25 protein-coding genes and 5 pseudogenes are annotated in these 22818 nt (G+C 40.0%); 18 read left to right on the top strand and 12 right to left on the bottom strand.

Going from position 1 to position 22818, the window contains the following annotated elements:
• The first annotated feature begins 110 nt into the window (after positions 1-110).
• The 11 genes and pseudogenes from IAE45_RS01055 (at position 111) to IAE45_RS01005 (ending at position 8682) form a co-directional block, all read left to right on the top strand.
• The gene (locus IAE45_RS01055) at positions 111-302 is read left to right on the top strand and encodes a DUF3173 family protein (protein ID WP_200124549.1); all 192 of its coding nucleotides are present in this window, start codon (positions 111-113) and stop codon (positions 300-302) included.
• A pseudogene (locus tag IAE45_RS01050) lies at positions 302-1448 on the top strand (tyrosine-type recombinase/integrase). Before IAE45_RS01055 ends, IAE45_RS01050 begins: the two are co-directional and overlap by 1 nt.
• A gap of 319 nt (positions 1449-1767) precedes the next feature.
• Positions 1768-2718, top strand: a complete 951-nt coding sequence (locus IAE45_RS01045; protein ID WP_200124547.1) for a zinc-binding dehydrogenase — start codon at positions 1768-1770, stop codon at positions 2716-2718.
• 272 nt (positions 2719-2990) lie between these two features.
• On the top strand, positions 2991-3242 hold the full coding sequence (locus IAE45_RS01040; RefSeq protein WP_096742733.1) for a hypothetical protein: 252 nt from the start codon (positions 2991-2993) through the stop codon (positions 3240-3242).
• 400 nt (positions 3243-3642) lie between these two features.
• Complete coding sequence (locus IAE45_RS01035; RefSeq protein ID WP_233618903.1) at positions 3643-4014, top strand: hypothetical protein; 372 nt, start codon at positions 3643-3645, stop codon at positions 4012-4014.
• Between the two features lie 437 nt (positions 4015-4451).
• The gene (locus tag IAE45_RS01030) at positions 4452-5156 is read left to right on the top strand and encodes a flavodoxin (RefSeq protein WP_200124545.1); all 705 of its coding nucleotides are present in this window, start codon (positions 4452-4454) and stop codon (positions 5154-5156) included.
• Between the two features lie 416 nt (positions 5157-5572).
• Positions 5573-6454, top strand: a pseudogene (locus IAE45_RS01025) (LysR family transcriptional regulator).
• Positions 6455-6618: 164 nt separating this feature from the next.
• On the top strand, positions 6619-7185 hold the full coding sequence (locus IAE45_RS01020; RefSeq protein WP_077453315.1) for a flavodoxin: 567 nt from the start codon (positions 6619-6621) through the stop codon (positions 7183-7185).
• A pseudogene (locus tag IAE45_RS01015) lies at positions 7154-7498 on the top strand (carboxymuconolactone decarboxylase family protein). Before IAE45_RS01020 ends, IAE45_RS01015 begins: the two are co-directional and overlap by 32 nt.
• Complete coding sequence (locus IAE45_RS01010; protein WP_077453319.1) at positions 7499-7918, top strand: cupin domain-containing protein; 420 nt, start codon at positions 7499-7501, stop codon at positions 7916-7918.
• Between the two features lie 14 nt (positions 7919-7932).
• On the top strand, positions 7933-8682 hold the full coding sequence (locus IAE45_RS01005) for an SDR family oxidoreductase (RefSeq protein WP_200124541.1): 750 nt from the start codon (positions 7933-7935) through the stop codon (positions 8680-8682).
• Positions 8683-8745: 63 nt separating this feature from the next.
• On the opposite strand, the pseudogene IAE45_RS19275 reads toward IAE45_RS01005, so the two are convergent.
• Positions 8746-8925: pseudogene (locus IAE45_RS19275) on the bottom strand (LysR family transcriptional regulator); the annotation flags it as partial.
• On the opposite strand from IAE45_RS19275, the gene IAE45_RS01000 reads away from it, so the two are divergent.
• Positions 8915-9253, top strand: a complete 339-nt coding sequence (locus tag IAE45_RS01000) for a triphosphoribosyl-dephospho-CoA synthase (protein WP_254844540.1) — start codon at positions 8915-8917, stop codon at positions 9251-9253. The pseudogene IAE45_RS19275 and the gene IAE45_RS01000 sit on opposite strands and share 11 nt — an antisense overlap.
• 172 nt (positions 9254-9425) lie before the next feature.
• Positions 9426-10469, top strand: coding sequence for an AI-2E family transporter (locus IAE45_RS00995; protein ID WP_200124539.1), 1044 nt, complete (start codon positions 9426-9428; stop codon positions 10467-10469).
• A 71-nt stretch (positions 10470-10540) separates the two neighbouring features.
• On the opposite strand, the gene IAE45_RS00990 is transcribed toward IAE45_RS00995, so the two are convergent.
• The 4 genes from IAE45_RS00990 to IAE45_RS00975 all read right to left on the bottom strand — a co-directional run bounded on the left by IAE45_RS00990 (position 10541) and on the right by IAE45_RS00975 (position 13435).
• Positions 10541-11017 (bottom strand): GNAT family N-acetyltransferase, encoded by a 477-nt coding sequence (locus IAE45_RS00990; RefSeq protein ID WP_200124537.1) that lies wholly within the window; start codon positions 11015-11017, stop codon positions 10541-10543.
• Positions 11018-11194: 177 nt separating this feature from the next.
• Complete coding sequence (locus tag IAE45_RS00985) at positions 11195-11419, bottom strand: hypothetical protein (RefSeq protein WP_200124536.1); 225 nt, start codon at positions 11417-11419, stop codon at positions 11195-11197.
• Between the two features lie 160 nt (positions 11420-11579).
• Positions 11580-12545 carry a Gfo/Idh/MocA family protein gene (locus IAE45_RS00980; RefSeq protein WP_200124534.1) on the bottom strand — a complete coding sequence of 322 codons (966 nt, stop codon included), beginning with the start codon at positions 12543-12545 and terminating at the stop codon, positions 11580-11582.
• Positions 12542-13435 carry a MurR/RpiR family transcriptional regulator gene (locus IAE45_RS00975; protein ID WP_200124532.1) on the bottom strand — a complete coding sequence of 298 codons (894 nt, stop codon included), beginning with the start codon at positions 13433-13435 and terminating at the stop codon, positions 12542-12544. Before IAE45_RS00975 ends, IAE45_RS00980 begins: the two co-directional genes overlap by 4 nt.
• 204 nt (positions 13436-13639) lie before the next feature.
• On the opposite strand from IAE45_RS00975, the gene IAE45_RS00970 reads away from it, so the two are divergent.
• The 3 genes from IAE45_RS00970 (at position 13640) to IAE45_RS00960 (ending at position 16179) form a co-directional block, all read left to right on the top strand.
• Positions 13640-14665 carry a Gfo/Idh/MocA family oxidoreductase gene (locus tag IAE45_RS00970; RefSeq protein ID WP_200124530.1) on the top strand — a complete coding sequence of 342 codons (1026 nt, stop codon included), beginning with the start codon at positions 13640-13642 and terminating at the stop codon, positions 14663-14665.
• Positions 14666-14737: 72 nt separating this feature from the next.
• Complete coding sequence (locus IAE45_RS00965) at positions 14738-15178, top strand: heme-binding protein (protein WP_325123414.1); 441 nt, start codon at positions 14738-14740, stop codon at positions 15176-15178.
• A gap of 23 nt (positions 15179-15201) precedes the next feature.
• Positions 15202-16179: a Gfo/Idh/MocA family protein gene (locus tag IAE45_RS00960; protein ID WP_200124528.1), complete on the top strand. Its 978-nt coding sequence runs from the start codon at positions 15202-15204 to the stop codon at positions 16177-16179.
• A gap of 62 nt (positions 16180-16241) precedes the next feature.
• Here IAE45_RS00960 and IAE45_RS00955 read toward each other — a convergent pair whose 3' ends face one another.
• Positions 16242-16430 (bottom strand): hypothetical protein, encoded by a 189-nt coding sequence (locus IAE45_RS00955; protein WP_005226063.1) that lies wholly within the window; start codon positions 16428-16430, stop codon positions 16242-16244.
• Between the two features lie 181 nt (positions 16431-16611).
• On the opposite strand from IAE45_RS00955, the gene IAE45_RS00950 reads away from it, so the two are divergent.
• On the top strand, positions 16612-17937 hold the full coding sequence (locus tag IAE45_RS00950; RefSeq protein WP_200124526.1) for a dihydrolipoyl dehydrogenase family protein: 1326 nt from the start codon (positions 16612-16614) through the stop codon (positions 17935-17937).
• A 244-nt stretch (positions 17938-18181) separates the two neighbouring features.
• Here the strand turns inward: IAE45_RS00950 and IAE45_RS00945 are convergent, their stop codons facing one another.
• The 5 genes from IAE45_RS00945 to IAE45_RS00925 all read right to left on the bottom strand — a co-directional run bounded on the left by IAE45_RS00945 (position 18182) and on the right by IAE45_RS00925 (position 21211).
• Positions 18182-18349: a hypothetical protein gene (locus IAE45_RS00945; protein WP_170920176.1), complete on the bottom strand. Its 168-nt coding sequence runs from the start codon at positions 18347-18349 to the stop codon at positions 18182-18184.
• Positions 18350-18654: 305 nt separating this feature from the next.
• A complete protein-coding gene (locus tag IAE45_RS00940; protein ID WP_200124524.1) occupies positions 18655-19449 on the bottom strand; it encodes a hypothetical protein in 795 nt (264 codons plus the stop codon).
• On the bottom strand, positions 19439-19978 hold the full coding sequence (locus IAE45_RS00935; protein WP_077453345.1) for a sigma-70 family RNA polymerase sigma factor: 540 nt from the start codon (positions 19976-19978) through the stop codon (positions 19439-19441). Before IAE45_RS00935 ends, IAE45_RS00940 begins: the two co-directional genes overlap by 11 nt.
• Positions 19979-20039: 61 nt before the next feature.
• Positions 20040-20432 (bottom strand): hypothetical protein, encoded by a 393-nt coding sequence (locus IAE45_RS00930; RefSeq protein WP_200124522.1) that lies wholly within the window; start codon positions 20430-20432, stop codon positions 20040-20042.
• Between the two features lie 293 nt (positions 20433-20725).
• A complete protein-coding gene (locus tag IAE45_RS00925; RefSeq protein WP_081119459.1) occupies positions 20726-21211 on the bottom strand; it encodes an AmiS/UreI family transporter in 486 nt (161 codons plus the stop codon).
• A 341-nt stretch (positions 21212-21552) separates the two neighbouring features.
• On the opposite strand from IAE45_RS00925, the pseudogene IAE45_RS00920 reads away from it, so the two are divergent.
• Positions 21553-21723, top strand: a pseudogene (locus IAE45_RS00920) (LexA family protein); the annotation flags it as partial.
• Here the strand turns inward: IAE45_RS00920 and IAE45_RS00915 are convergent.
• Complete coding sequence (locus IAE45_RS00915; protein ID WP_200124518.1) at positions 21717-22673, bottom strand: DNA/RNA non-specific endonuclease; 957 nt, start codon at positions 22671-22673, stop codon at positions 21717-21719. The pseudogene IAE45_RS00920 and the gene IAE45_RS00915 sit on opposite strands and share 7 nt — an antisense overlap.
• Positions 22674-22818 lie beyond the last annotated feature (145 nt).

Below are 22818 nucleotides of genomic sequence, written 5' to 3'. Positions count from 1 at the left end.
AATCCTATGTGCTTTTTGACAGGAGCAGCTGATAGATTAGTAGAGATTTTATCAATCAATAACTTATGATTTTTAGGGAGGCGCTGACATAAGAAAGAGAAGGCGATAGAATGAAGACAGCCACTCGGCAAGATTTAATTAAGATGGGGTTTTCGCAGTATTACGCTGACAAAATCTTCAAGGAATACAAAGCTCTTTTGATTGCTAATAAATATTCTTTTTATCGAAACAACAAGATTAAAAGGATACCGGTCAGTGTCATAGAAAAGGTCTTAAACATTTCTTGGAAGGATGAATACTAATGAGAAGAGTTGCAAATGTGTATAAGGATGAAAAAAGGGGGACTTGGTATTTTTCTTTAACTCTGGGCTATGATCGTTTCGGAAAGAGAATACAACCTACTAGAAGAGGGTTTAAAACGCAAAAAGAAGCAAAAGATGCGATGGAGGAATTAAAAAAGAATTACTCTGACTCTCAAGAGATTTATTTACAAGGAATCACTTTCCGAGAATTTTATAAGAAGTATTTTTTTCCTTGGTATAGGCTTGGGACGATTGAGAAAACTTATGTAAAAACTGATACAACTTTAAAACGCGCGTTAGCTTATTTTGGGAAAATGCAAATAGAAAAAATTAGACCCATTCATATTCAAGAGTTTCAACAATATCTGGTTCAAGAATGTTCTGTTACAAGTAAAGAAGGGGTAATGAGATCTTTATCGAACAATTATATTAAACAGATATTCAATAAGATACGGATTATTTTTAATCGAGCGGTAGTTTTGGAAATCATTGATGAGAATCCAGTAGATACTATAGGGAAAATTCGAACAGAGCGATCAGTGGTTGCATTCTGGACAGTTGAAGAGTTCAAGAAAGTGTACAATTACTCTTATCATTGCGATTTCCAAGAAGCGTTTTACAAAAAATGATGCGCTTTTTATTCGTAACCGGTCTAAGAAGCGAAGAGCTTTTTGCACTTCAATGGTCGGATATCGATTTCCGTAAAGGAACTTGCAGCGTGAGTAAATCACTCTATATTCGAACAAGAACAGATTATGATTTCTCGGATACAAAAATGCTTCGAGTATCCGAACCATCACATTAGACAAACAAACCGTTGAGGATTTGAAAGAATGGAAAGAAATGCAAAAAACAATCGGAGATGACCTTGACTTTGTTTTTACATTTGATGGGTTGCCACCGTCTCCAAAGACATTTTTAGGGCGAGTAAAAAAATTGGCTGAAGTGGCAGGAGTCAAACCTATTCATTTACATGGACTTCGACATTCTCATGTTGCATTTTTAATTGAGCATAATAACAATATCTATGCAGTATCGAAGCGATTGGGCCATTCCACTGTTAAGACTACTTTAGATAAATACGGTCATCTTTATCCAGAAACAAATCAAACTTTGGCAAATGAATTCACCAAATTTGAAGTTTAATTTTTTTTACAGATTACTGCTGTCAAATTACTGTCACGAGCCGTTTTTAGTCAAATTTTGAATATAGGGTATTGATATATGGGGCTTTTAAGGCCAGTTGTCGGAATCGAAGATGGATGAGGACGAACCGAAGAAACAATCTGTTTTGACGGATGTCAGTAAGAGGAATAGAATGAAAGTACCTTCGAGAGAAGGTGATTTTTTTAATAAAAGGAAAAATATAAAATGACCGAAGGGACATACACTGGTTGTTTAGTAGATAGTTTCAATCGATTGATGCGTGGCTTTTGATAGATTGAAGATCGGAGATGATTTGCGCATGAAGGTGTTGTATTTTAATGGATTTGGTGATTCAACTGTTTTAACATATGGGGATTTGCCTGATCCCATCATTCATGAAAATGAGCTATTGGTAGAAATGGTGTATATTGGGTTGAATTATGCTGATATTTATCGGAGAAAGGGTAACTATCATATTGAATCCCGAGACCCTCTTATTAATGGCTATGAAGGGGTAGGGAGGATTATTCAAAAAGGAACATCTGTCTCCAAGTTTCAGCTAGGGGAAACGATTCTTTTTGTAGATGTTCCTTTTGCCAATGCAGAATTGGTGGCTGTCCCTGAGGAAAATGCCATCCGTATTCCATCAGGTATACCACCTAAATTAGCCGCCAGTATCGGTCTGCAAGGGTTGACAGCTGATTTTTTAGCTCATGATCTTGGCAATAATGTGAATCATAGTAAGGTCTTCGTCCATGGGATAAGTGGTGGCGTCGGACAAATTTTATCGCAACTATTGACGGCTGATGGTCTAGAAGTGTATGGCGTCACTTCTACGGAAGAAAAGCGACAACTGGCTTTAGACCAAGGAGCAAAACAAGTCTTTTTAAGAAATACAGAATGGCAAGATACCTACACTTCTTTCTTTGATACCGTTTATGATGGAATTGGGCATACATTAGCCGAAAGTGTCGACTTGCTCAAAAATAGAGGCAAGGTTATCTTTTTTGGTATGGCCGGCGGAAATCCGCCAGCGATCGACTTTATTCCCTTGTTATCTAAATCAAAAAGTATTTTGACAGGAGATCTCTGGGATTACTTGACAAGTTTTCAAGAGCGGGAGAGAAGAAGCACCCGATTGTTTGACTACTTTAGCAAGGATCAAATGAAGATCAGTCAACCAACCATTTTTTCATTAGCTGACGGAAAAGCTGCCCATGATTATTTAGAATCTGGAAAAAGTATCGGTAAAATTCTGCTGCAACCATAAGAAGGTAAAAAACTAGATGTTTTTATTGCAAACTATACACCAAATGTTTGATGTTTCACTAAGGCATTTTTTTATATTATCGATATTTCTCTTATGATACATCTTTAAGGATAAAAATAAATGTAAAATGAATAGAATATTGCAAGAATCTAATAGCTTCTATCTCTTCAGTGAGAATAAGATAAAACTTTGTGATACACAGTACATTTAATTTGAAAATATTTAATTACAGCAGTAAGATAAATATATCAAATACTTAAGGAGTGATATCTATGACAAACTATGAAGAAAAGGAAGCAAAAGCATTGGTAAAGATTGCAGAGGTTCTTGATAAGTTAGATGAGAATTTAGCTGAATTAGACACACTAGATGCAGACGCAAAAAAACATAGTATGAAGAAATGGATCGTTGAGAAAAAAGCGATTCATGAAATCAAAAAGATCGCACACGAAGCCGGTAAGTATGAAAAGTACGATGAACAAGCACTACAAAAAGAAATTGATGAAGTTGAGAAGTATATGTAATTGAACAAAAATAAGAAATTGTCACCATTATTCAGTAATTGAAATCTGAAATGATAAAAGTTTGATTTCAATTGAAGATTTAGATTTGACAATAATCTCACTAAGCCCATGCTCTTATGAGTGTGGGCTTGTTTGCTGTACATATGATTAACCACGCCAAGGTGAATAGGCATGAAAAATCATGTTCTACAACGACAAGATAAAACATTAGTTAAAGGGGGACGAGGAAAATCCAAAAACAAAGAAAGTCTGTTTTTTCGTTTTTTTCATCGACTTTCTCTATTTTTTTAGACAAGCTTTTCGCTTATTCTAAATTTATGAGCGGTATCATAGTAAACAGTTAACAAAACGTTTAGACCATCTGAAAAACATCTTTGCAGAAAATAGTGACGAGAGGTTTATGGCTGATAAGCAATTCGATTGTCTATTACAACATAGTAGAAAGTTCTTTATTGAAGATAAAATAATAAACTATATAGATGAAACGGGTGATTACATGGAAACAACATTTTTCATTTCTAAAAATACTTCTGTCACGTCAAAACAGTTGAAAAATGAAGTGATTGGACATGCTTGCGAGATATTACAGCGTGATATTTTAACCGTTGTGACAGACACGAGGAAAACAAATGAAATTGAATTGGTTTTACTTGATGAAAAAAATAAAACGGATGCTTTTCATATACTTTTCGTATCGCCAGATAAAGTAAAAGTGTGCGCTGAAACACCGTTAGGATTAATGTATGGGGTTCTTGAAATCTCTCATATCTAGATGCTGCTTCATCCGCTGTAAATCCTGCATTTTCGATCTGCATGATTTGATCAATATCATCTTCTTTTGGTGGTCTAAAGAAAACGTTCATTCAATCACTCCTATCCTATTTAGGATTAGTTTATCATATAATGATCCTTTTAAAATCCGTCTTACGCGCTTCTATTTTATTTTTGCTTGTCTAACGTTTTTTACCATAAATGCGTTGACTTTTTCGTCGCATATTTGAGAAAACCCGAAAGATAAATGGAAAAGTTGTTAGACAAAATACTGTTTACGGCTTTATAAGTGCTTTTGCAGGAATGACTTTTTGTGAGGGAGTTGTGAGAAAAGTGTAAAAATTAAGACAAGATATATCTGAATGCCTTGCCTTAAAGTCCACTTCAAGAAATATACTGAAACTACCATTACTTATGGAAGATGAAAGGAGCAGTACGATGAGAAAATGGACAAAAGGTCTTTATCTGGCTATGATTTTTCTTGCAGGATGCAGCAGTGATCTAACGAATGAAGAACTAGACATTGGTACAACGGAAACAAGTACTAGTGACACCGTTACGCAACAAATGAGAGAAGCAGGGATTGATGGGGAGGCCGATATTTTGATCGCCTACTTCACAAGACCAGAAAATTTAGAGCATGAACCAGCAGTCGAAGCAGTTTCTGGAAGTAGTTTTAATGTGATCGATAACACTTTAGTAGGAGATATCCAAGTCATAGCAGAGATGATCGCTGAACAAACAGGAGGTGAGTTATTTTCGATTCAAACAGAAGTAGGTTACCCTAACGTTTACGATGAACATACAGCTTTTGCCACTAGAGAGGTGGAAGAAGATGCCCGACCAACATTGATGACTGACGTTGCCCAAATGACTGAAGTGGATGTTCTCTTTATCGGCTTTCCCGTTTGGTGGAACCGTGCCCCAAGAGCCGTGTTAACATTTCTTGAAGCCTATGATCTTACGGATAAACAAATTATTCCTTTTGCAACCCATGGGGGAAGTGGACTGACCAATAGTCAAAATGAACTTCAAACGTTGTATCCAGCGTATGACTTTCTTGAAGGCTTTGCAGCAAGAGCGGGAAGTGTTGAAGACGCTGAACCCAATCTGTTGAATTGGCTCGATGAACTTGGGTACTAGGAACATTACGGTTTAATAGATATTTCTTGACCGGCTAATAGTCCATTATGTTTTAAAACTAAAAGAAACATAATGTTATTATGGTAAACAAGTGTGTTTGACTCATGAATCCTATGAGAACGAGAAAATAGTATTCCTTCAAGTCATTGTAAGAAGAATCATACCAAGATACTCATATAACCTATACCAAGTGTCGCAAAAGTATATAGCTGATAAACCTGTTCGTTTGTGCGAACATTTTTGATGTCATTCCATAAAACGATCCTCTTAAAATTCTGCAGTTTTATTCTTTTTTATTAGTATGATTCGCTGGAATAGCGATTCTTTGTTATTATTAGAAATGAATAGACCAAAAAGAAGGATGATTCTTTTCATTGCTAAGAGTTAAAATGTTGCAAAAAAGAGGAGGCGATTTAGTGGAATTTCGTTTATTAAAATATTTCTTCACGATTGCAGAGGAGGGAACGATCTCACAAGCCGCAGAAGTGCTCCACATCACCCAACCGACATTGAGCCGCCAATTAAAAGAATTAGAAGATGAATTAGGAACGGCTCTTTTCATTCGTGATAATCGTACAATGCTCTTAACGGAAGCCGGTCGTTTTTTAAAAAGCCGTGCCGAGGAGATATTGAGTCTAACGGATCAAACCATGCAAGAGTTTGAAGATCGTAAGAAACAGTTGTTTAGTGGTCATTTCACAATTGGCTGTGTCGAAGCAGATAATTCCGACACGCTTTCCTTGATGTTGGAAGAATTTATCAGTGACTTTCCAGATGTCCGCTTTCATATCCACAGTGGCACAGGAGATGATATCAACGAGCGTTTGGAGAAAGGCTTATTGGATTTGGCGATTTTGATCGAACCCATCGAAATCGAGAAATACAAAAAAGTTGTTCTACCAAGAAAAGAAACTTGGGGCATGCTGACATCGGCTGATTCTTTTCTCGCCCATAAAGAAGAGATTACACCAGAAGATATCAAAGGGGTGCCATTGCTAGTGTCAAGGCGTCCGGAAGTGCAGCAAATGTTCAGTCAATGGTCAAAAATACCAATAGAAGAATTACCGATCGTTGGAACATATAACTTGATTTTCAATGTCTTTTCCTTAGTAGAAAACCATGTTGGTTCGGCGTTGACCATCAGCGGAGCAGTCGGAGAACGGAGGGATGAAACGATCAAATTTTTGCCTTTAGTCCCACAAATCGAAACCAGCTGTGTCCTGGTGTAGAAAAGAAATCGTGTGATGTCGCCTGTTGTGACGGCGTTCATTTCCCGCTTTCGTGACGCTTTTGAATAATTGCATCCTAAAAGCCAAAAGAAGTGGAGTAATTCGCTTCTTTTTTCTTCCACCTCTCCCTATGCTTTATAAGCATAGGGACTTTTTATAGAAAGCATTATTCAAAGGCTCCGCTTTGCCTTACTATTAAATATACCAAGAAGAGAAACCAAGGAGGTGACAAAATGCCGGCAATACTTGTGTATTCACGAGCAGGAGAGAATCTTATTGAAGGGCAGCGAAAAAAGCTGATAGTGGGAAATACCCGGGTTCTAGCAGAGAAAATAGCAGATAAATTACAATGTCCGCTTTATTCTCTTGAACCGGCTTATCCTTACCCTCAAAGCTACCAAGCAATGGTCGAGCTAGCAAAAAAAGAAAAAGCGGCTAATGATTTCCCCCTCTATCAAGAGGTATCGGCAGCGTTTTTTAAAGAACGGGTTTTGTTTATCGGTTTTCCAAATTGGTGGGGCACATACCCGATGATCCTAGCGAGTTTTTTAAAAGATCATCGGTTGGAAGGGAAGAGTATTTTTCCGTTTTGTACTCATGAAGGCTCAGGATTTGGCAACAGCCTAGAAGACTTTAAAAAGACTTGTCCTGAAGCAACTGTTTATCCTGGATTAGCTGTTCGTGGTTCAAGAGTAGCTAAAGCGGATATAGCTATTCGAAATTGGTTAAATCAGCATTTTATTAAAATAGATGAAGGAGTCGATCGATATGGTAAAGAAACAAACAGCAGGAAGAGATAACTTAGGCAAATTTGCGCCGAAATTTGCGCAACTGAATGATGATGTATTATTTGGTGAAGTTTGGTCACGTGAGGCAGAATTGGCTCCTCATACGAGAAGTTTATTGACGATATCTGCCTTGATTTCCGGTGGCAATTTCGAACAGTTGACTGCCCATTTAACGATTGGCAAGGAAAACGGGATCACTGTAGAGGAAATTGCAGAAGTAATCACTCATCTGGCTTTCTATGTTGGCTGACCTAAAGCTTGGTCTGCTTTTAACATCGCCAAAACGGTTTATCAAGAAGAGCTAGCTGAATTGGAGGAAAAATAAATGTCAGAACTCGATGCAGCAAAAGAATCTGGAATCTTTTCACTGGGCAACACAAATGACGCCTATGCACAATATTTTAGCGGTCAGAGTTACTTGAATCCTTTAGTAGCTGATCCAGCGATTCCAGTCAACGTTGGCAATGTGACCTTTGAACCAGGTTGCCGCAACAATTGGCATCGGCATATCGATGGTGGGTATCAATTGTTGTTGGTGACTTCAGGAGAAGGCTGGTACCAAGAAGCAGGGAAGAAACCGCAAAAACTTACTGTTGGTGATGTTGTAGTCATCAAGGAAGGGGTCAAACATTGGCATGGTGCAGCGAAAAATAGTTGGTTTGCTCATGTAGCGATTACTGCTGGTGCTTCAGAATGGTTAGAAGCAGTCAGTGATGAAGAATATGATCAGTTGCCTGACGCATAAAGGAGGAAAAAGGGATGAATCGAATCAAAGGAAAAGTCGTGATCATTACGGGTGCATCAAGCGGAATTGGTGAAGCAACAGCGTTACTTTTAGCAGAAAAAGGTGCCAAATTGGTTTTAGCTGCTCGGCGGAAAGAGAAACTAGCGGAGATTGTTACAACAATACGTGAGAAAAATGGAGAGGCTGTCTATAAGGAAACCGATGTGACCAAACCAGCGGATAATCAAGCGCTGATCGACTATGCAAAAGAGATCTATAGGAAAATCGATGTGATTTTCTTAAATGCGGGCATTATGCCTAGTTCTCCTTTGTCTGCTTTAAAAACAGAGGAGTGGGATCAAATGATCGATATCAATATCAAAGGGGTATTGCATGGTCTAGCTGCTGTTCTGCCAGATTTTATTTCCCAAAAATCTGGACAGGTGATCGCAACCTCTTCCGTAGCCGGATTAAAAGCATATCCGAACGCAGCAGTTTATGGGGCTACAAAATGGGCTGTGCGTAATCTAATGGAAGTTCTGCGGATGGAGTCGGCACAAGAAGGAACAAACATTCGAACTGCCACCATCTATCCAGCAGCGATCAATACTGAATTATTAGACACGATCACAGATGAAACAGCAGCCAAAGGTATGAACGCATTATACAAAGAACATGGAATATCACCCGATCGAGTAGCCAATATCGTGGCTTTTGCAATCAACCAGCCAGAAGATGTCAATGTGAATGAATTTACCGTCGGGGCAACCTCCCAACCTTGGTAAATACGTAGGAGAAAATAAGCTTCCGCTTGCATAACCAATACGCGAGTGGGAGCTTATTTTTATTTAGCCAAGATAAAATTCAATCAACGTTTTTGCAATTAGTTTCGTCATGGAATGACCTTTAGTAAAGCTTGAAGCTAAATAAATCGTCCGCGATAAGGGAATGTCCGTTAGTGAATGCAGAACAAAAGGTGCCTCATCTTCATAACCCCAAGTAATTTTAGGAAAGAACGTGATTGCTAGTTCTTTCGCTCTAGCGGATTATTTTTCTCGGGATTGTACCAATGAGACTGAAAAAAGACTCCACATGCTGTTGGCGATCATCGCTACGCTGGACGATACGTGCATTTTATACCGCAGCAATCAAGAGGTATTGGCACTGGTTCAGCAACTCGCACAAAAAGCCAATCAACAAGCGTTGCCGAATCCAGCATTTCAGGCACTAGCAGCCTTCTGCCAGTCAGAAAATGTATCTCCCGGAGGCAGTACGGATCTGTTGGCTGCCAGCTTCTTTTTATTGTCCATCAATTCGATTTTACTCGTAATTGAAGGAAGGACCGTTTATCAATAATTCTTTTCCTTAGAAGAAAGGCAACGATTCTTCTAAGGATTTTTTGTTTCATTTTTTACTCGTTTAAGAAAAATAAAATCTCTTGCTATTTGCATAGTTTAATGATTAGATAATTCTTAGGCACTACTGAAATGCTTCGTTGCTTCATTGCAACGAAAAAAAGGAGTTACAGATGAAATACTATAATGCTTTTCTTCAAAATCTTGTGTTGCGGCGCTGGACGGTCTTGTTTATGCTTGCGGGCATTCTTTTTTTGTTTCGCAGTATGATGACCATTCTTTTGCTGACCTTTATCTTTACGTATTTGATTTATCGGCTGGTTCTTTTGCTCCATCGAAAAAGCCGACTGCCCATCAAGCTTACGAGCATCCTGACCTACAGCTTGATTGTTTTTATTCTTTATTTAGTAGCAACAAATTATGTTCCCATCATCATCAAACAATCCGTCCAATTAGTCAATTCCGTTGCTGATTTCTACCAACGGACAGACTCCAATAATGAATTGATCGAATATGTCTTAAATTTATTGCAAACCAGTGAATATATTCAGAAATTACAAAGCGGCGTTTTAGTCGTGATCAATTATCTGTATAATTTCGGTGAACTGGCATTGACGGTGCTGATCTCATTTCTGCTTAGTTTCTTCTTTATGATCGATAACAAAAAAACCGTTGCGTTTTCTCAGCTGTTTTTGCAAGGGCGAGGGGGGTGGTTCTTTGAAGATGTTTACTATTTAGGAGCTAAGTTTACGCGGGCTTTCGGAAATGTGATTGAGACGCAGTTGGTGATCGCCTTAGTTAATACAGCAATCACTGTCTTCGCCTTAGCGGTGATGGGCTTTCCGCAACTATTGAGTTTGGCGTTGATGATTTTCTTTCTCAGCTTGATTCCTGTTGCTGGTGTGATCATCTCGTGTATTCCATTAACGTTTATTGCCTATTCTATCGGCGGATTTAATGATGTGATCTACATTTTACTGATCATTGTGTTTGTTCATGCGTTGGAATCCTATATCTTAAATCCCCGCTTGATGGCCAATAAAACAGAGATCCCGATGTTTTACACGTTTATTCTCCTGTATCTTAGCGAACATCTCTTTGGCTTGTGGGGCTTGATCATCGGGATCCCATTGTTCACTTTCTTTTTAGATTTAATGAATGTGAAAGAGATTCCGCGATTGCGTAAAAAATCCGATGACACCTTGCAGGACCAATAAAAATGATTGCTGTAAAGGATGCCAATTGATAGAAAAAACCATCTCTGCCGATGAAAGGCGAGATGGTTTTTTTATTTCGCCGCAATTTTTTTCGTAAAGGAGACAAAGCAGATTGCTGAAGAGGGGCTTTGAAACCTCCCTGTTGCTGAATACCCTAACGAGTGATAAAAGTGAACCAGCTTGGGTTCTTGCAGGATCGTATGTAAACGAATCGTATCTGTTTGTACGTTCCTTTCAATCAAGGTCATTGCTTGTCTACCGATCCCGCGGTTCTCGTAGGAGGGAAGAAGGGCGATGGAGGATAGCTTCGTCGTATGTTCCTGCTCAACCGTCAGTTTTAGGAAGCCCACGATTTTCTGAGCGGTCATGATTAAATAATAAGTTGTACTCGACGCAGAAAATTTTGCGTTTAGCTTCTCGAAACTTTGTAAGTAGGGAGAAGTTTCTTTGTCTTGATAACGGAGAAAGAGTGGTTTGAAGGCAGCTTTTTGTATCAAGTAGATAGAAAGTACATCGGAAAGCTTCGCTTCTTTAAGCTGAATGAGCATGCACACCTCCATAAAAAGTCAGACATCATTTGTTGAAAGACATTGATTCGGTATAGAAGGTCCTGATGAAAAAGCCATCGAATAGCAGTCTTTCATTGGCTCGTTTCCGTTTTGATCCTTCCCTCAACCAGAGGTTCAAAAACGAAGAGATCCGCAGGGCTTCGTGCCAACGGTGTTTTATTGAAAAAGATCATTTATCGATGTAACCAAGTCGTCATAGGTTTGACCGGTAGCGATTGCATAAACAGAAAACAAAAAGACGAGGGCTGCTGCCAGCACGTAAAATATTCGGAGGCGATAACCGTCACCTGTCCGGCGATTTTTTACAAAAGTAAAAATCGTCACAGCTAGATAAGCGAAGGTCAATAAACAAATAAGATACGTAATAATTTCTGGTGTCATGGGCGTTTTCCTTTCTTTTTCTATTTGTATAAAAATATACTCAATAAATATAATATAACCATTTCGAAACCGTCAAAGAAAGCGCTCAATTTTTGACACATAAAAACTGACCCAATGGTAGCCACTGGTCAGTTCTATTCAAAAACGATGGGGTATGATCTTAAATGTCTTTTTTTTCTGCATCTAGTAAGCTTCTTAGTTCATCAGCTAAAGCGATACAGGCAATACTATCTGTTAAGGACATCAAGGGATTTTCGAGTTGTCCTTGTGCAAGTGCGGTATGAACTGCTTGAATCTCTGAATGGAAATCATCGATCTCGTACCCAATATCATAGATCGTGTCTTCTTGGTCAATCGTTACGGTAAAAGAAGCGGGGCGATGGAAGTTTGGGACCGTGATTTTCCCTTTTGTTCCTTGTAATTCCGCCACCGTCTCTTTTGTTTGGTCAAATCCGGTCTCAATAACTGCAACAAAGTCTTCACTGACAAAGCGTGCTTCAACGTAGGTATCGACCCCAGTTTCATAAAGGCTGTAATCGATCAATTCGGCAGTTAAGTTTTCTGGTGAAAAATCTTGGATAAAGGCTAAGTTATAGATCCCCATATCCAATAAAGCACCTCCTTGCTTTGGCAGATAATGATAAGTACTGCCTTCGACTGGTAAATGGCGGCGGAAAGTAGTCGTGACACTTGTTAGCTCACCGATATAACCACCATCCACAAGTTCTTTTAGTTTGCGATATGCCGGAGTGAAGCGCGGTTTCATAGCTTCCATAAAGAAGACTTCGTGTGCTTGGGCTTGTTTTTGCACGTTGCGCATCTCTTGTGCAGTCAAGGTTGCTGGTTTTTCACATAAAACAGCTTTTTTCGCTTGAAAGGCTTTGATGATCCATTCATAGTGATACAAATGCGGCAAAGCAATATAAACGACATCGATAGCTGGATCATCTAATAGGTTTTGGTAGTCATCAAAGACAGCATCACACGGAAATTTTGCTTGAAACGCTTGCGCTTTTTCCATCGTACGACAAGCAACCCCATAAAGCTGGGCATCTTGAAAATTTTCTAAGCTTGCAGCAAAGCGATTGGCGATATTTCCGGCACCAATAATTCCCCAATTGATCATTTCATTTCCCTCTTTTCTTCAGTTGACGGGTATTCTGAGAGAATCCCTGATTCCAAAACAGTTTGTTTTTTTCTTAGTTCAGCAATATTTTTTTGGTATTCTTTGGCATACATCAATGCGAACAGTGAATCTAAAATATACTCAAAGGCGACCTGCGAAGAAAAGGTACCGACTTTGAGGAAATCACGTTCATCATGAGAAGCGATGATCGCATGGGTCGCTAATGGGATGATTTTTGCATGGGCGTTGCCAGAGATCACGATCACTAGTACCCCGACATCACGAAAGTGCTGCATGATTTTTTCGTATTGCGTATTTTTCCCACGATAGGTAATAAACACGGCACAATCTTTTTTCGTGACGTTCGACGCATTCCACGCATCATCTCCATACTCATCAGCAACGATCAGATACTTATTGATCTTGACCAACTTATTTTGAAAACTTCTTGCCCGGATCTGAGAATCACCACGAGCAAATAAGAAAATCCGCTGGGCAGCTTCCAACGATTGTACCACTGCTTCCATCGTTTCTGGGGCGACCTGAGCATGGGTTTTGTGGATCGAGTTGATCGTTAGATCGGCCATTTTTTTCAAAATGTCAGGCGTTTGATCCTTGGGCGAAAAGGGGAAATTCGCGTCAACAAAGGTTGGATTGAACATCTGATTATGGGCAATTTCAGCCAGACCTAAGCGAAAACTTTTAAATCCTTCATAACCCATCTTTTTGGCTAGACGAATGACGGAAGAGTGGGATGTGTACGTATGCTTGGCGATGACTTCAATCGTCAACGAAGGCACATCATTGATATTTTGCAAAATATAATCGGCAATCCGTTTCTCCGTATTGGTCAATCCTTCTTGAAGCCGTAATTTATCTCCTAATAACATCAAACCACCTCTTTCTAATCATAGCCTAGGACAAAGAAAACCAAAAGCAAAAACTGTGCCTTTTTGGCAATTTGGTAAAAATGTTCAGAAGCACTCAGCAGTTTGCGAAAAAGTCTGGTCAAAAGCACCTGTTTTTGGCAAAAGACTTCCTATTTCGAAGGATTTCATCAATAATCAAGCTATCAATTCATAGGAGGCGTCACAATGTTAACTATCGCATATCTCGGAAATGGAAAAAGCAACAATCGATACCATCTGCCTTTTTCAACCAAGCTGCAGGATAAGATCAAAGTGAAGACGATCTATTCACCAAGCGGCAAGCTGACCTGGCCAACACTGGAAGGCGTTCATTACACCTCTGACTTAGAGGATATTTACCGTGATCCTGAAATTCAATTAGTTGTGGTCACGACCCCCAGTCATTTGCATTATGAATTAGGCAAGGATGTCTTGCTTCATGGGAAAAATGTCTTGATCGAAAAACCTTTTACGGAAACTTCGGCACAAGCAAAGGAATTGTTCGCACTGGCGCAGGAGAAAGGCTTGTTTGTGCAATGCTATCAAAATCGCCGCTTTGATTCTGATTTTTTGACCACGCAAAAAGTGATCGAAAGCGGCGTGCTCGGAGATCTCTTAGAGGTAGAGATGCATTATGATTATTTTCGTCCAGAGGTTCCACGGTCAGTGACCGAATTTTCATTGAATACTAGCTATTTGTACGGACACGCTTGTCATACACTGGACCAAGTGATCTCCTATTTTGGGCAACCTGACGATGTCCATTATGAGGTTCGGCAATTGCTTGGAAAAAATCGTATGAACGATTACTTCGATTTGGATCTGTTTTATGGTCGAATGAAAGTCTCAGTCAAATCTAGTTACTTCCGATTAAAAGAGCGGCCTAGTTTTGTCGTTTATGGCGAAAACGGCGTTTTTGTAAAACAAACGAAGGATCGACAAGAAGAGCATCTAAAACAGTTTTATCTCCCGGATCATGCAGATTTTGGGATCGATTTGCCAGAGCACTATGGCACACTAACTTATATGGATGCTAACGGTGACTACCATGAAGGAAAAGTCATCTCTGAAATTGGTGATTATAGCCGCGTGTATGAGGGCGTCTATGAAACGATCATCAATGGCAAAGAGAAAATCGTAAAAGACGAAGAAACGATTTTGCAAATCGAAATGCTAGAAACAGGTATCAATCAAGTGATCACTGAATCATAAGGCAGAGTGATTACGGGGCTTTTGACAAACTAAGCGCCTGAAGGCATCAACTGACTCAACGTAAAGGAGGAGATACGAATCGAACCTTCAGAAATCCTGCAAGAAGAACAGCAGCTGCAGTTTGCTCATTTTGACAATGACCTCGCATTGCGGTTGGTAATTGCCATTGATCAGTACGTTAAAAGGAACTATCCGAAGCCGGTAGGGATCAAAGTTGTTCATCATGGCTTGCCGATCATTCGATTTTTAATGGTAGGGCGAAAAGAAAGTCCTTGGCTTGAAAGAAAAGAACGAACGGTACTTGAAAGCGGGCATAGTTCACTATACGTCTATGCGCAAAAAGATAGAGATACACGTTTTGCTAAATGGGCACAAGACGAACACTATGCGGTTTGTGGCGGTGGTTTTCCAATTATCGAAGACAGAAAAGTCACTGGTGCTATCTGTGTGTCAGGTTTGGCCCATTTCGAGGATCATAAAGTGATCACCGAGGTATTGAAACAAATGATCTAAGAAGATAGAAAAGGGGAAGCAAGATGAACTTAGCGATTTTAGGCGCAGGCATGATCGTCCATGATTTTTTGACGGTGGCGGGGGATGTCCCGCAGCTTGAACTGTCCGCTATTTTTGGGACAGAAAGTGATTTAGAGAAAATGAATCACTTAAAACAGCAATACGGGATTCAAACCGTCTACACAGAGTTAGGGGCATGTTTGGCGGATCCATCCGTTGACACCGTGTATGTCGCATTACCCAATCATTTGCATTATTCCTTTGCCAAAGAAGCGATCCTCGCTGGCAAACACGTCATTTGTGAAAAGCCATTTACGTTGCAGACACGAGAATTAGAAGAATTAACAGAATTGGCTGCTGCCCATGAGGTGCTTTTGATGGAAGCAATCACGAATCAGTACTTAGCCAACTACCAAGGAATAAAAGCGCAGCTTGAAACATTGGGAGAGCTGAAAGTGATTGAATGCAACTATTCGCAATATTCTTCTCGTTATGATTTATTCAAAGAGGGAACCGTTTTACCTGCATTTAACCCGAAAATGGGTGGTGGGGCATTGATGGATATCAATATCTATAATATTCATTTTGTCGTCGGGCTTTTAGGAAAACCCAAAAGTGTCCGCTATTTTGCTAATGTCGAACAGGGGATCGATACTTCTGGCATGCTGTTTTTAGATTATGAACAAACAAAAGTCGTTTGTATTGGCGCCAAAGATTCGACAGCGACGATTCGCTCAACGATCCAAGGGACGAAAGGATCGATCATCGTCAATGGGCCAACGAATATGCTTGCCAGCTATGACGTTGAACCGATCAACGGGGCAAAAAGCCATCAGGATCAAAGTGTTCACGGACATCGTATGTTTGAAGAATTTGTCCGTTTTGCACAAGCCATTCACGAAAATGATCAGGCCTTTGTCAAGGAACGCCTTGCCCATAGCAAGCTGGTGATGGAAGTAGTTGAAAAAGCATTGGCAGATGCCCAGATTATATTAGGATAATCGCATCAATGAGGAAAGACACCAGTTTCTTAGAAAAGTTGCTGGTGTCTTTGTTTGTTTTCTTATTTTTTCTTCTTTAAACTCAATAAGGTTAGTGGGATACCCAGGGTGAGATAGCCGACAATCGTCATCAAACAGACGACCAGCCAAAAGTTATCTACTGCTAGAAACGCAATCAGACCATAGGCCACCAGAATCGAGAGAAAATAAAAAAGAAAGAGCTGAAAAAAGCGTTTAAAACTCACAGTCATTCATTCTCCTTTGTTGTTAAACTGACTAGAAAAGTATACCATATCAAACGCAACTTCAAGGGATGATTGTGAACATTCGTAGGAGCCGCAAAAGGCGAATTGTTTTGTGGGCTGACCGTGATTCGCTATACTTGAAGGGAAGAGAAAGCGTAGGAATTTTTTTAGGAGAAGGAGGAGACAGATGAAAAAGGTGGATGTACTGATTATCGGAGCGGGTCCAGCTGGAACGGCTGCTGCCTACGGGTTAAAAGCCAAAGGAAGGACCGTGGCGATCGTTGAAGCCGATTTATGGGGTGGCACTTGTCCCAATCGCGGGTGTGATCCGAAAAAACTACTGATGCGAGGCGTAGAAGTCAAAACAGAGGCGAAACGTATGCATGGCAATGGCGTTCAAGAGGAGGTATCCATTGATTGGCCGGCACTGATGGCGTTTAAGCGCTCGTATACTGATCGTGTGCCGGAGTCAACCAAACAAGGGTTACTAGCAGAAGGAATCACTACTTACTACGGACAAGCCGCTTTTCGTGATGCCCATACGGTCGTCGTGGACGCAGAAGAGATTCAAGCAGAAAAAATAATTATTGCGACAGGACAGCGTCCAGCCGTACTGCCAATCGTCGGCAAGGAGCATTTACAAAGCAGTACTGATTTTCTTTCCTTTGAAAAGATGCCAGCAACGATTGCTTTCATAGGTGCTGGGTATATTACCTTCGAATTGGCGATGATCGCTCAAGCAGCAGGTGCTGAAGTTCATGTGATCCATCATAATGACCAGCCACTAAAAGGATTTGATGCAGAATTAACCACAGAAATGGTTCGCTCAATGCAGGACCAAGGCGTTTCGTTTCACTTTAATCAGAATACGCAGCGAATCACGAAAGAACAAAACCGCTATACGATCCAGACACAAGCATTGTCTCTCAACGTAGAAGCAGTGATTGGTGCCACGGGACGCAGACCCAATAGCGATCAGCTGCAACTGGAAAAGGCAGGGGTAGAAACGTCAAAACAAGGGATCGTAGTAAATGAGTTTTTGCAGACTAGTCAAAGACACATCTATTCCATCGGGGATGTGCTCGCGAAAAAGCAGCCCAAACTGACCCCTGTTGCCAGCTTTGAAGCCGCCTATCTTGTCGAGCATATAGATGACCAGAAAATGCCTATCCGTTATCCGCTGATCCCTACACTAGTTTTTGGTGCGGAAAAACTGGCAAGAATTGGGATCAGTGAGCAAGAAATTGCCGATAATGCCTCAGAATATCATAGCGAGGTGATGGATCTATCTTCTTGGTACACCTATCGACGAATCAATGATCAAGAGGCAAAAATCAAATTGGTTTATGACACATCTGATACCATCGTTGCTGTCACGATTTTTTCTACATTGGCCGATGAGTTGATCAACTACTTTGTTTTTGTATTAGAAAATCAGCTATCGAAAGAAGCGATTGCCAAGATGATTTTCGCGTATCCAACACCTGCCAGCGATTTGCCTTATTTTCTATAGATAACCAAACAAGCCTGCGCTAGTTTCCGCTAGCACAGGCTCTAAATTATTATGTCCGAATTGACTATAGTCTGCCAACCTTAAATGAACCTTAAAGTTGGTCTGAGGATTATTTAAGAAACGGGTTTGTTTCCTAGTAAAAGTAAATTTTCAGGCTCTCTTTGAAAGCCGGCGTACCGCAATGATTAGTACGATCGATGACAAGAAGAGTCCGATCAAATAGATGATGAAAATAAAATCCGGCTCATAATGCCGATAATTGAATATTTTTATCATAAAAAAGAGAAACGGGATCGCTGCAATAAGGGTTGAAACGAAACGTTTCCGCCATTGTATGAAAAACGATCCAATCACTAGAAAAAGACAAAATGGGACCCAGAAGATCAGATGTCCGATAAGTTCGATTTTTCACACCTCCTAGCAAGTAAAATCATCATAACGTTTCTTCCTAAAAAGCAAGCGTGAATGAAAAAATAATCCCATTAGGCACGTATGAAATTATGAGTGGAGTCTTCTGAAAAGTTCACAAGAAATCTGAGAATTTCAAAAGGAAATGAAAATCGAGCGATTAGGAATGTCCCAATAGGCCGAGAAAAAAGCACCTCTTGCAGCATTCGTTTTCACTTGAATCCTGCAAGAGGTGCTCTTTCGTAGAAAATCTGGTGCTTTATTCAATTGGTATCAAAGAAATGATTAGGAAGGAACGGCAGTCTTTTTTTATGGCAAGATGTTCTTACTATACAAAAGGGAAATGACCATACCTATGTCCAATAAATCCTTATAATAAAATCCTTTCAGTGGCCCAAAGTGTAAGAAAAATCCGAGAATCATTAATACAAACAGCAGCAGGAAGAGCAGGTTGAAAATGGTCATTAAGCGAAAACTGAAATGCCAATTACTCAAGAAATACTGATATTTCGCTGCTCGGTAAATTTTGTTTTGAATCGGAATTTTCTTGAGTGCAGGAATGGATTCATGATAGGACGTAAATAACTCGTAGTCTTTTTTTGTCAGCACTTCTGAGAATATGTTCGTCCCCGCTTGAAAGTCGAAATAGCCCCAATGGAATTGCTCTTTATCATCTGGCGATTCATGCTTCATCAGCTTTCTTGGCTTGATGGTGAAGGCTTTGATGGTCTCGTAGGGGTAACTGAAATAGGTGTTGCTTTCTAGATAGTCGATGATGACCAAAAAAAGCATTCGGGTCTCTGTGAAAACCAACAAACGATTGCCACGGGTGTCATGAAAGATGTCACGGTATGCTTTTGCTTTTTCGGTTGTTGCATAGGCATAGGCGCCAAGCCCTTGATTGGCGAAGGCGAGGTTTCCATCTGGCGTCAAGGGCAGATAGCCAAGAATCGTTTCGTCTTTTGCTAAAAGCGTCCGAAGCTCCTCTAATAGATCTTGCAAGAAAACATATTGTTTGGTCAGCTCGAAGGTTGTTGCTTTTTCTTGTTCAGATACTTTTGTCAGTGGTTTATTTTCATTTAAAACTAACTGTTTAAAATCCATCGATAGTCATCCTTTCTTTTAAGCGTTTGCGGCCACGGGAAAGACGATTGTAAATTGCTGAGATATTTAAGTCCGTCTGCTCTGCGATGGTTTCGGGTGATTCCTGATAAAAATAGTAGAGCAGAAAGATCCTTTGATCGAGGGCTTCAAGGTCTTCAATAAAGCCCAAAAAGTTTTCCTTTGTCAAAGGTGAATCTTCGATCGCTAGTTCCTGCTCATCAACCGGCTTTTCTTCCAGCGAGCGTTTGTTCAGCTTCCGCTTGTGGTCAATCGCACGACTGCGACTAATCAAAAGCAGCCACGTAATCAAACGACTTCTTTCTGGTTGGTACGCAGCAATCTTTTGCCAAACCTCGTAAAAAACTTCGTTCGCTACATCTTGTCGCTCGCTCACTTCATGCGGTTGCGAGAGGACACTATGAATCGTCCTCAGCATGCTATCACCATAAACCGCTAACAGTTCTTCTAAGCCGGCATAGTCTTTCTTTTTGATTCGTTCAATGATTTCTTCATCCTGCACCTTTTTCACCCCTTCACACTATATACGAAGAATTTTTGCCTTTTCTATCAGAAAAAGAAAAAAACCTCTGTTAACGAGGTTTATGTTCTTTGGCCAGAAGATCTGTTGCCAAGCGCTGTGCTAAATACTCCCAAAGAATGCCGCCAAAAAAAGCACCAATCATATAAAGAGTGACTGCTTGCAGCTCCATTGGATTATTTGCTAGCCAGAAAGAAAACAGCGAACCGATGATCAATAAGTAGCTGCCAAAAAGCACTTGCCGCCACAAGCGTTTTTTAACAAACTTGCTAATGAGAAAGGTTGAAAGGATCATCAAGAGAATTTGGATGAATGCCAGCGAAGGCAGAAGTGCAAAGCCAGAAACAACCATTTCCCTCAATTGTTGAATCAAGAAAAAGAAAGCAAAGAGAATCAGCCCGCTTGAGAATGTACTAAGCCGCAAGGAAGATATTTTTTTTCGCATTGGTTTACTCCTTGAAAGGTTTTCTTTATTATAGCAAATTTTTAGTTAAATAATGTAAAAAGATGAACGAGAAAGTCTGCAAAAAAACTTCTCCTACATGTGCCTACTTTTAGTATACTTGAAAGAAACCAGTGGATGGACTCGATACATGAGGAGGATTTCATGCCAATGATTCTTTTTGCACCTGCCAAATGGTCCTCAGAAAGCGATGCAGAAGATTGAACACTTTTTAGAAAAAAACAGTTTTCCTACTAAAAAAAAGAGCGATTATCATTGAGATAATCACTCTTTTTTTAATAGAGATCTAATAGCATCAGCAAACCCGGGACCCACGTAGTGAAGATACCACAAGCGATCGCAAAATAATGAATCTTACGTCCAAAGTTTACCTTTACTATTGTGTCTAAAAAGCCGCAAAACCATAATGCTCCCCATGTTAACCAAATCAGTGCAAAAAGGGGATCTTGCTCCCATCGCCAAGAAACCCAGGCAAAAGGCAAGGTATTGATGGCTACGAATAGCGCAAAAATCCCATAAATACGTAGATCTAAATCAAAGAGGTAAATGATCCCTACCAACAAATACGTGAATGCAAAGAGAAAGCCAGTGCCTGCTTCATAATAAGCGCCTTGAAGCATATAGACTAGGTTGATAATAAAAGATAACGAACCTGTAAAAAGATTGATTAAAGCAAGTGAGCGATAGTCAATGTGAAGTAAGCTGCCCCAACCATTGATTATCAAGGTGATTCCTACGAAAAATAAGCCAATCCCTAACATAAAATCCTCCTTTAATTAAATTTAGAATAACAAATTCTAAGAAAAAATAATAGCTCTATTTGCTTTTGTGTCAATAAAAATAAAAATAATCGATAAATCTGCTATTATTTGCTGTTAAATTTGATAAAATCAATAGCAAAGAGTGTTGCTTGCCGATGTTTTTCTCGATAAGGGGAAAATTTCAGCGTATAATAAGAACTTTTACTCGTTGAAAGAATGGGAAAAGAGACAGCATCAATATATTTTCAGAGTATTGATCGGACAAAAAGCAGACGAAGCAGTAGTTTATCAGTTTTTACAAATTTGCAGCAGCGAGGACTGCTTCGTGGAAAGGAGGAATTATGCCGAGAAAAGACCGAATTTTACTTTTTATTGACGACTATATGCAAGAACAGGGTTGTGCACCTACCATACGGGAAATCTGTGCCAATGAAGAGATAAAAACAACTTCTTTGGTTTATCGTCATTTATTGCGTCTTGAAAAAAGAGGCCTGATTTACCGAGCTTACCGTTTGAACCATTCTTTCGGGTTGGTAGTATCCTCGTAGTATTTAGATCCTGGCAAATGATAGATGCCACTTTTTGACCCTTTAATTAAACCGTTGCCTTGTTCATCGACATATTGTTTCTGTTTCTCATCTGCTTCATTGCTTTTATTGCCGGCAGAAGTCGAAGCTGTGGTTTTTTCACTACTTGAAGCATCCTTCTCCGATTGTGGCATTTCTTCGCTTGAAATCTCGCTGGTACCATCCGCATAGTTGATCGTGACGCCATCTTGGATGTTAAAGATATAGCAGTTAAATTGGATCGTGTCATCACCAATGGATTTTGCTTGCATCTGGACACCACGAGCAACCAGTTCGTCTTCGCGATAGATCGGAGTGACGGAATATCGGACATAATGCTTTTTATCTTGCTTGAGATAATAGTTGATATCCATTTCTAAGCGCAACATCTCGGGATTGTTCAACTGACTAGTCCCCGTGATCAGATTCTTCCAGTTTGCATTTTCGCCAGCTAAAGCAAACCCAATCAAATGGGTCCGATTATATAAATATTTTCCATTGGGGAGTTGCTTATTACGCCAGCCCGTTGGTTTCACACTAGAGATATCGCCACGCTTTTCCGTTGGCATCAAGGATTGATTCAACATTGCTTCAGCAGAGGTCGCACGATTGAGGTGGTCAAGGTCGCCGTATACTTCCCAGGCACCATTTTCAAGTGAAAGATCATCTTCTGAAAACTCAGGAATGTTCTGATTGACTTCAATCGTTTGGGTGCCTTGGTACGTTAACTGTGCCAGTTCATCTGCACGAATATCCTTAGCAGAAGTGGCAGTCACCTCTGATGATGGTGTGTTATGGTTTGGGAATAGCTCATTATTTTGTAGGAATCCAAAGCCAACTGCTGCGAGTGTGAGAAGCGCAATGACCGATCCGATAAATGTTTTTTTCTTTGCCATCTTTTTTGCCTCTCTTTTCATTGATGTATAGTTAGCATAAACGGGGAGTAAAAAAACTGCAACCCATTCATCATACCATTTGCATGGAGCGTTTGACAGAGCTTTCCTGCTGCTTTTGTTTTTACTCTTGATTGTTTCCAATCAA

Source organism: Enterococcus sp. S53 (assembly GCF_016516865.1).
Classification (GTDB): Bacteria; Bacillota; Bacilli; order Lactobacillales; family Enterococcaceae; genus Enterococcus_D; species Enterococcus_D innesii.
The sequence above is the reverse complement of the archived record's forward strand: the minus strand, read 5'-3'. Positions and strand labels throughout refer to the sequence as shown.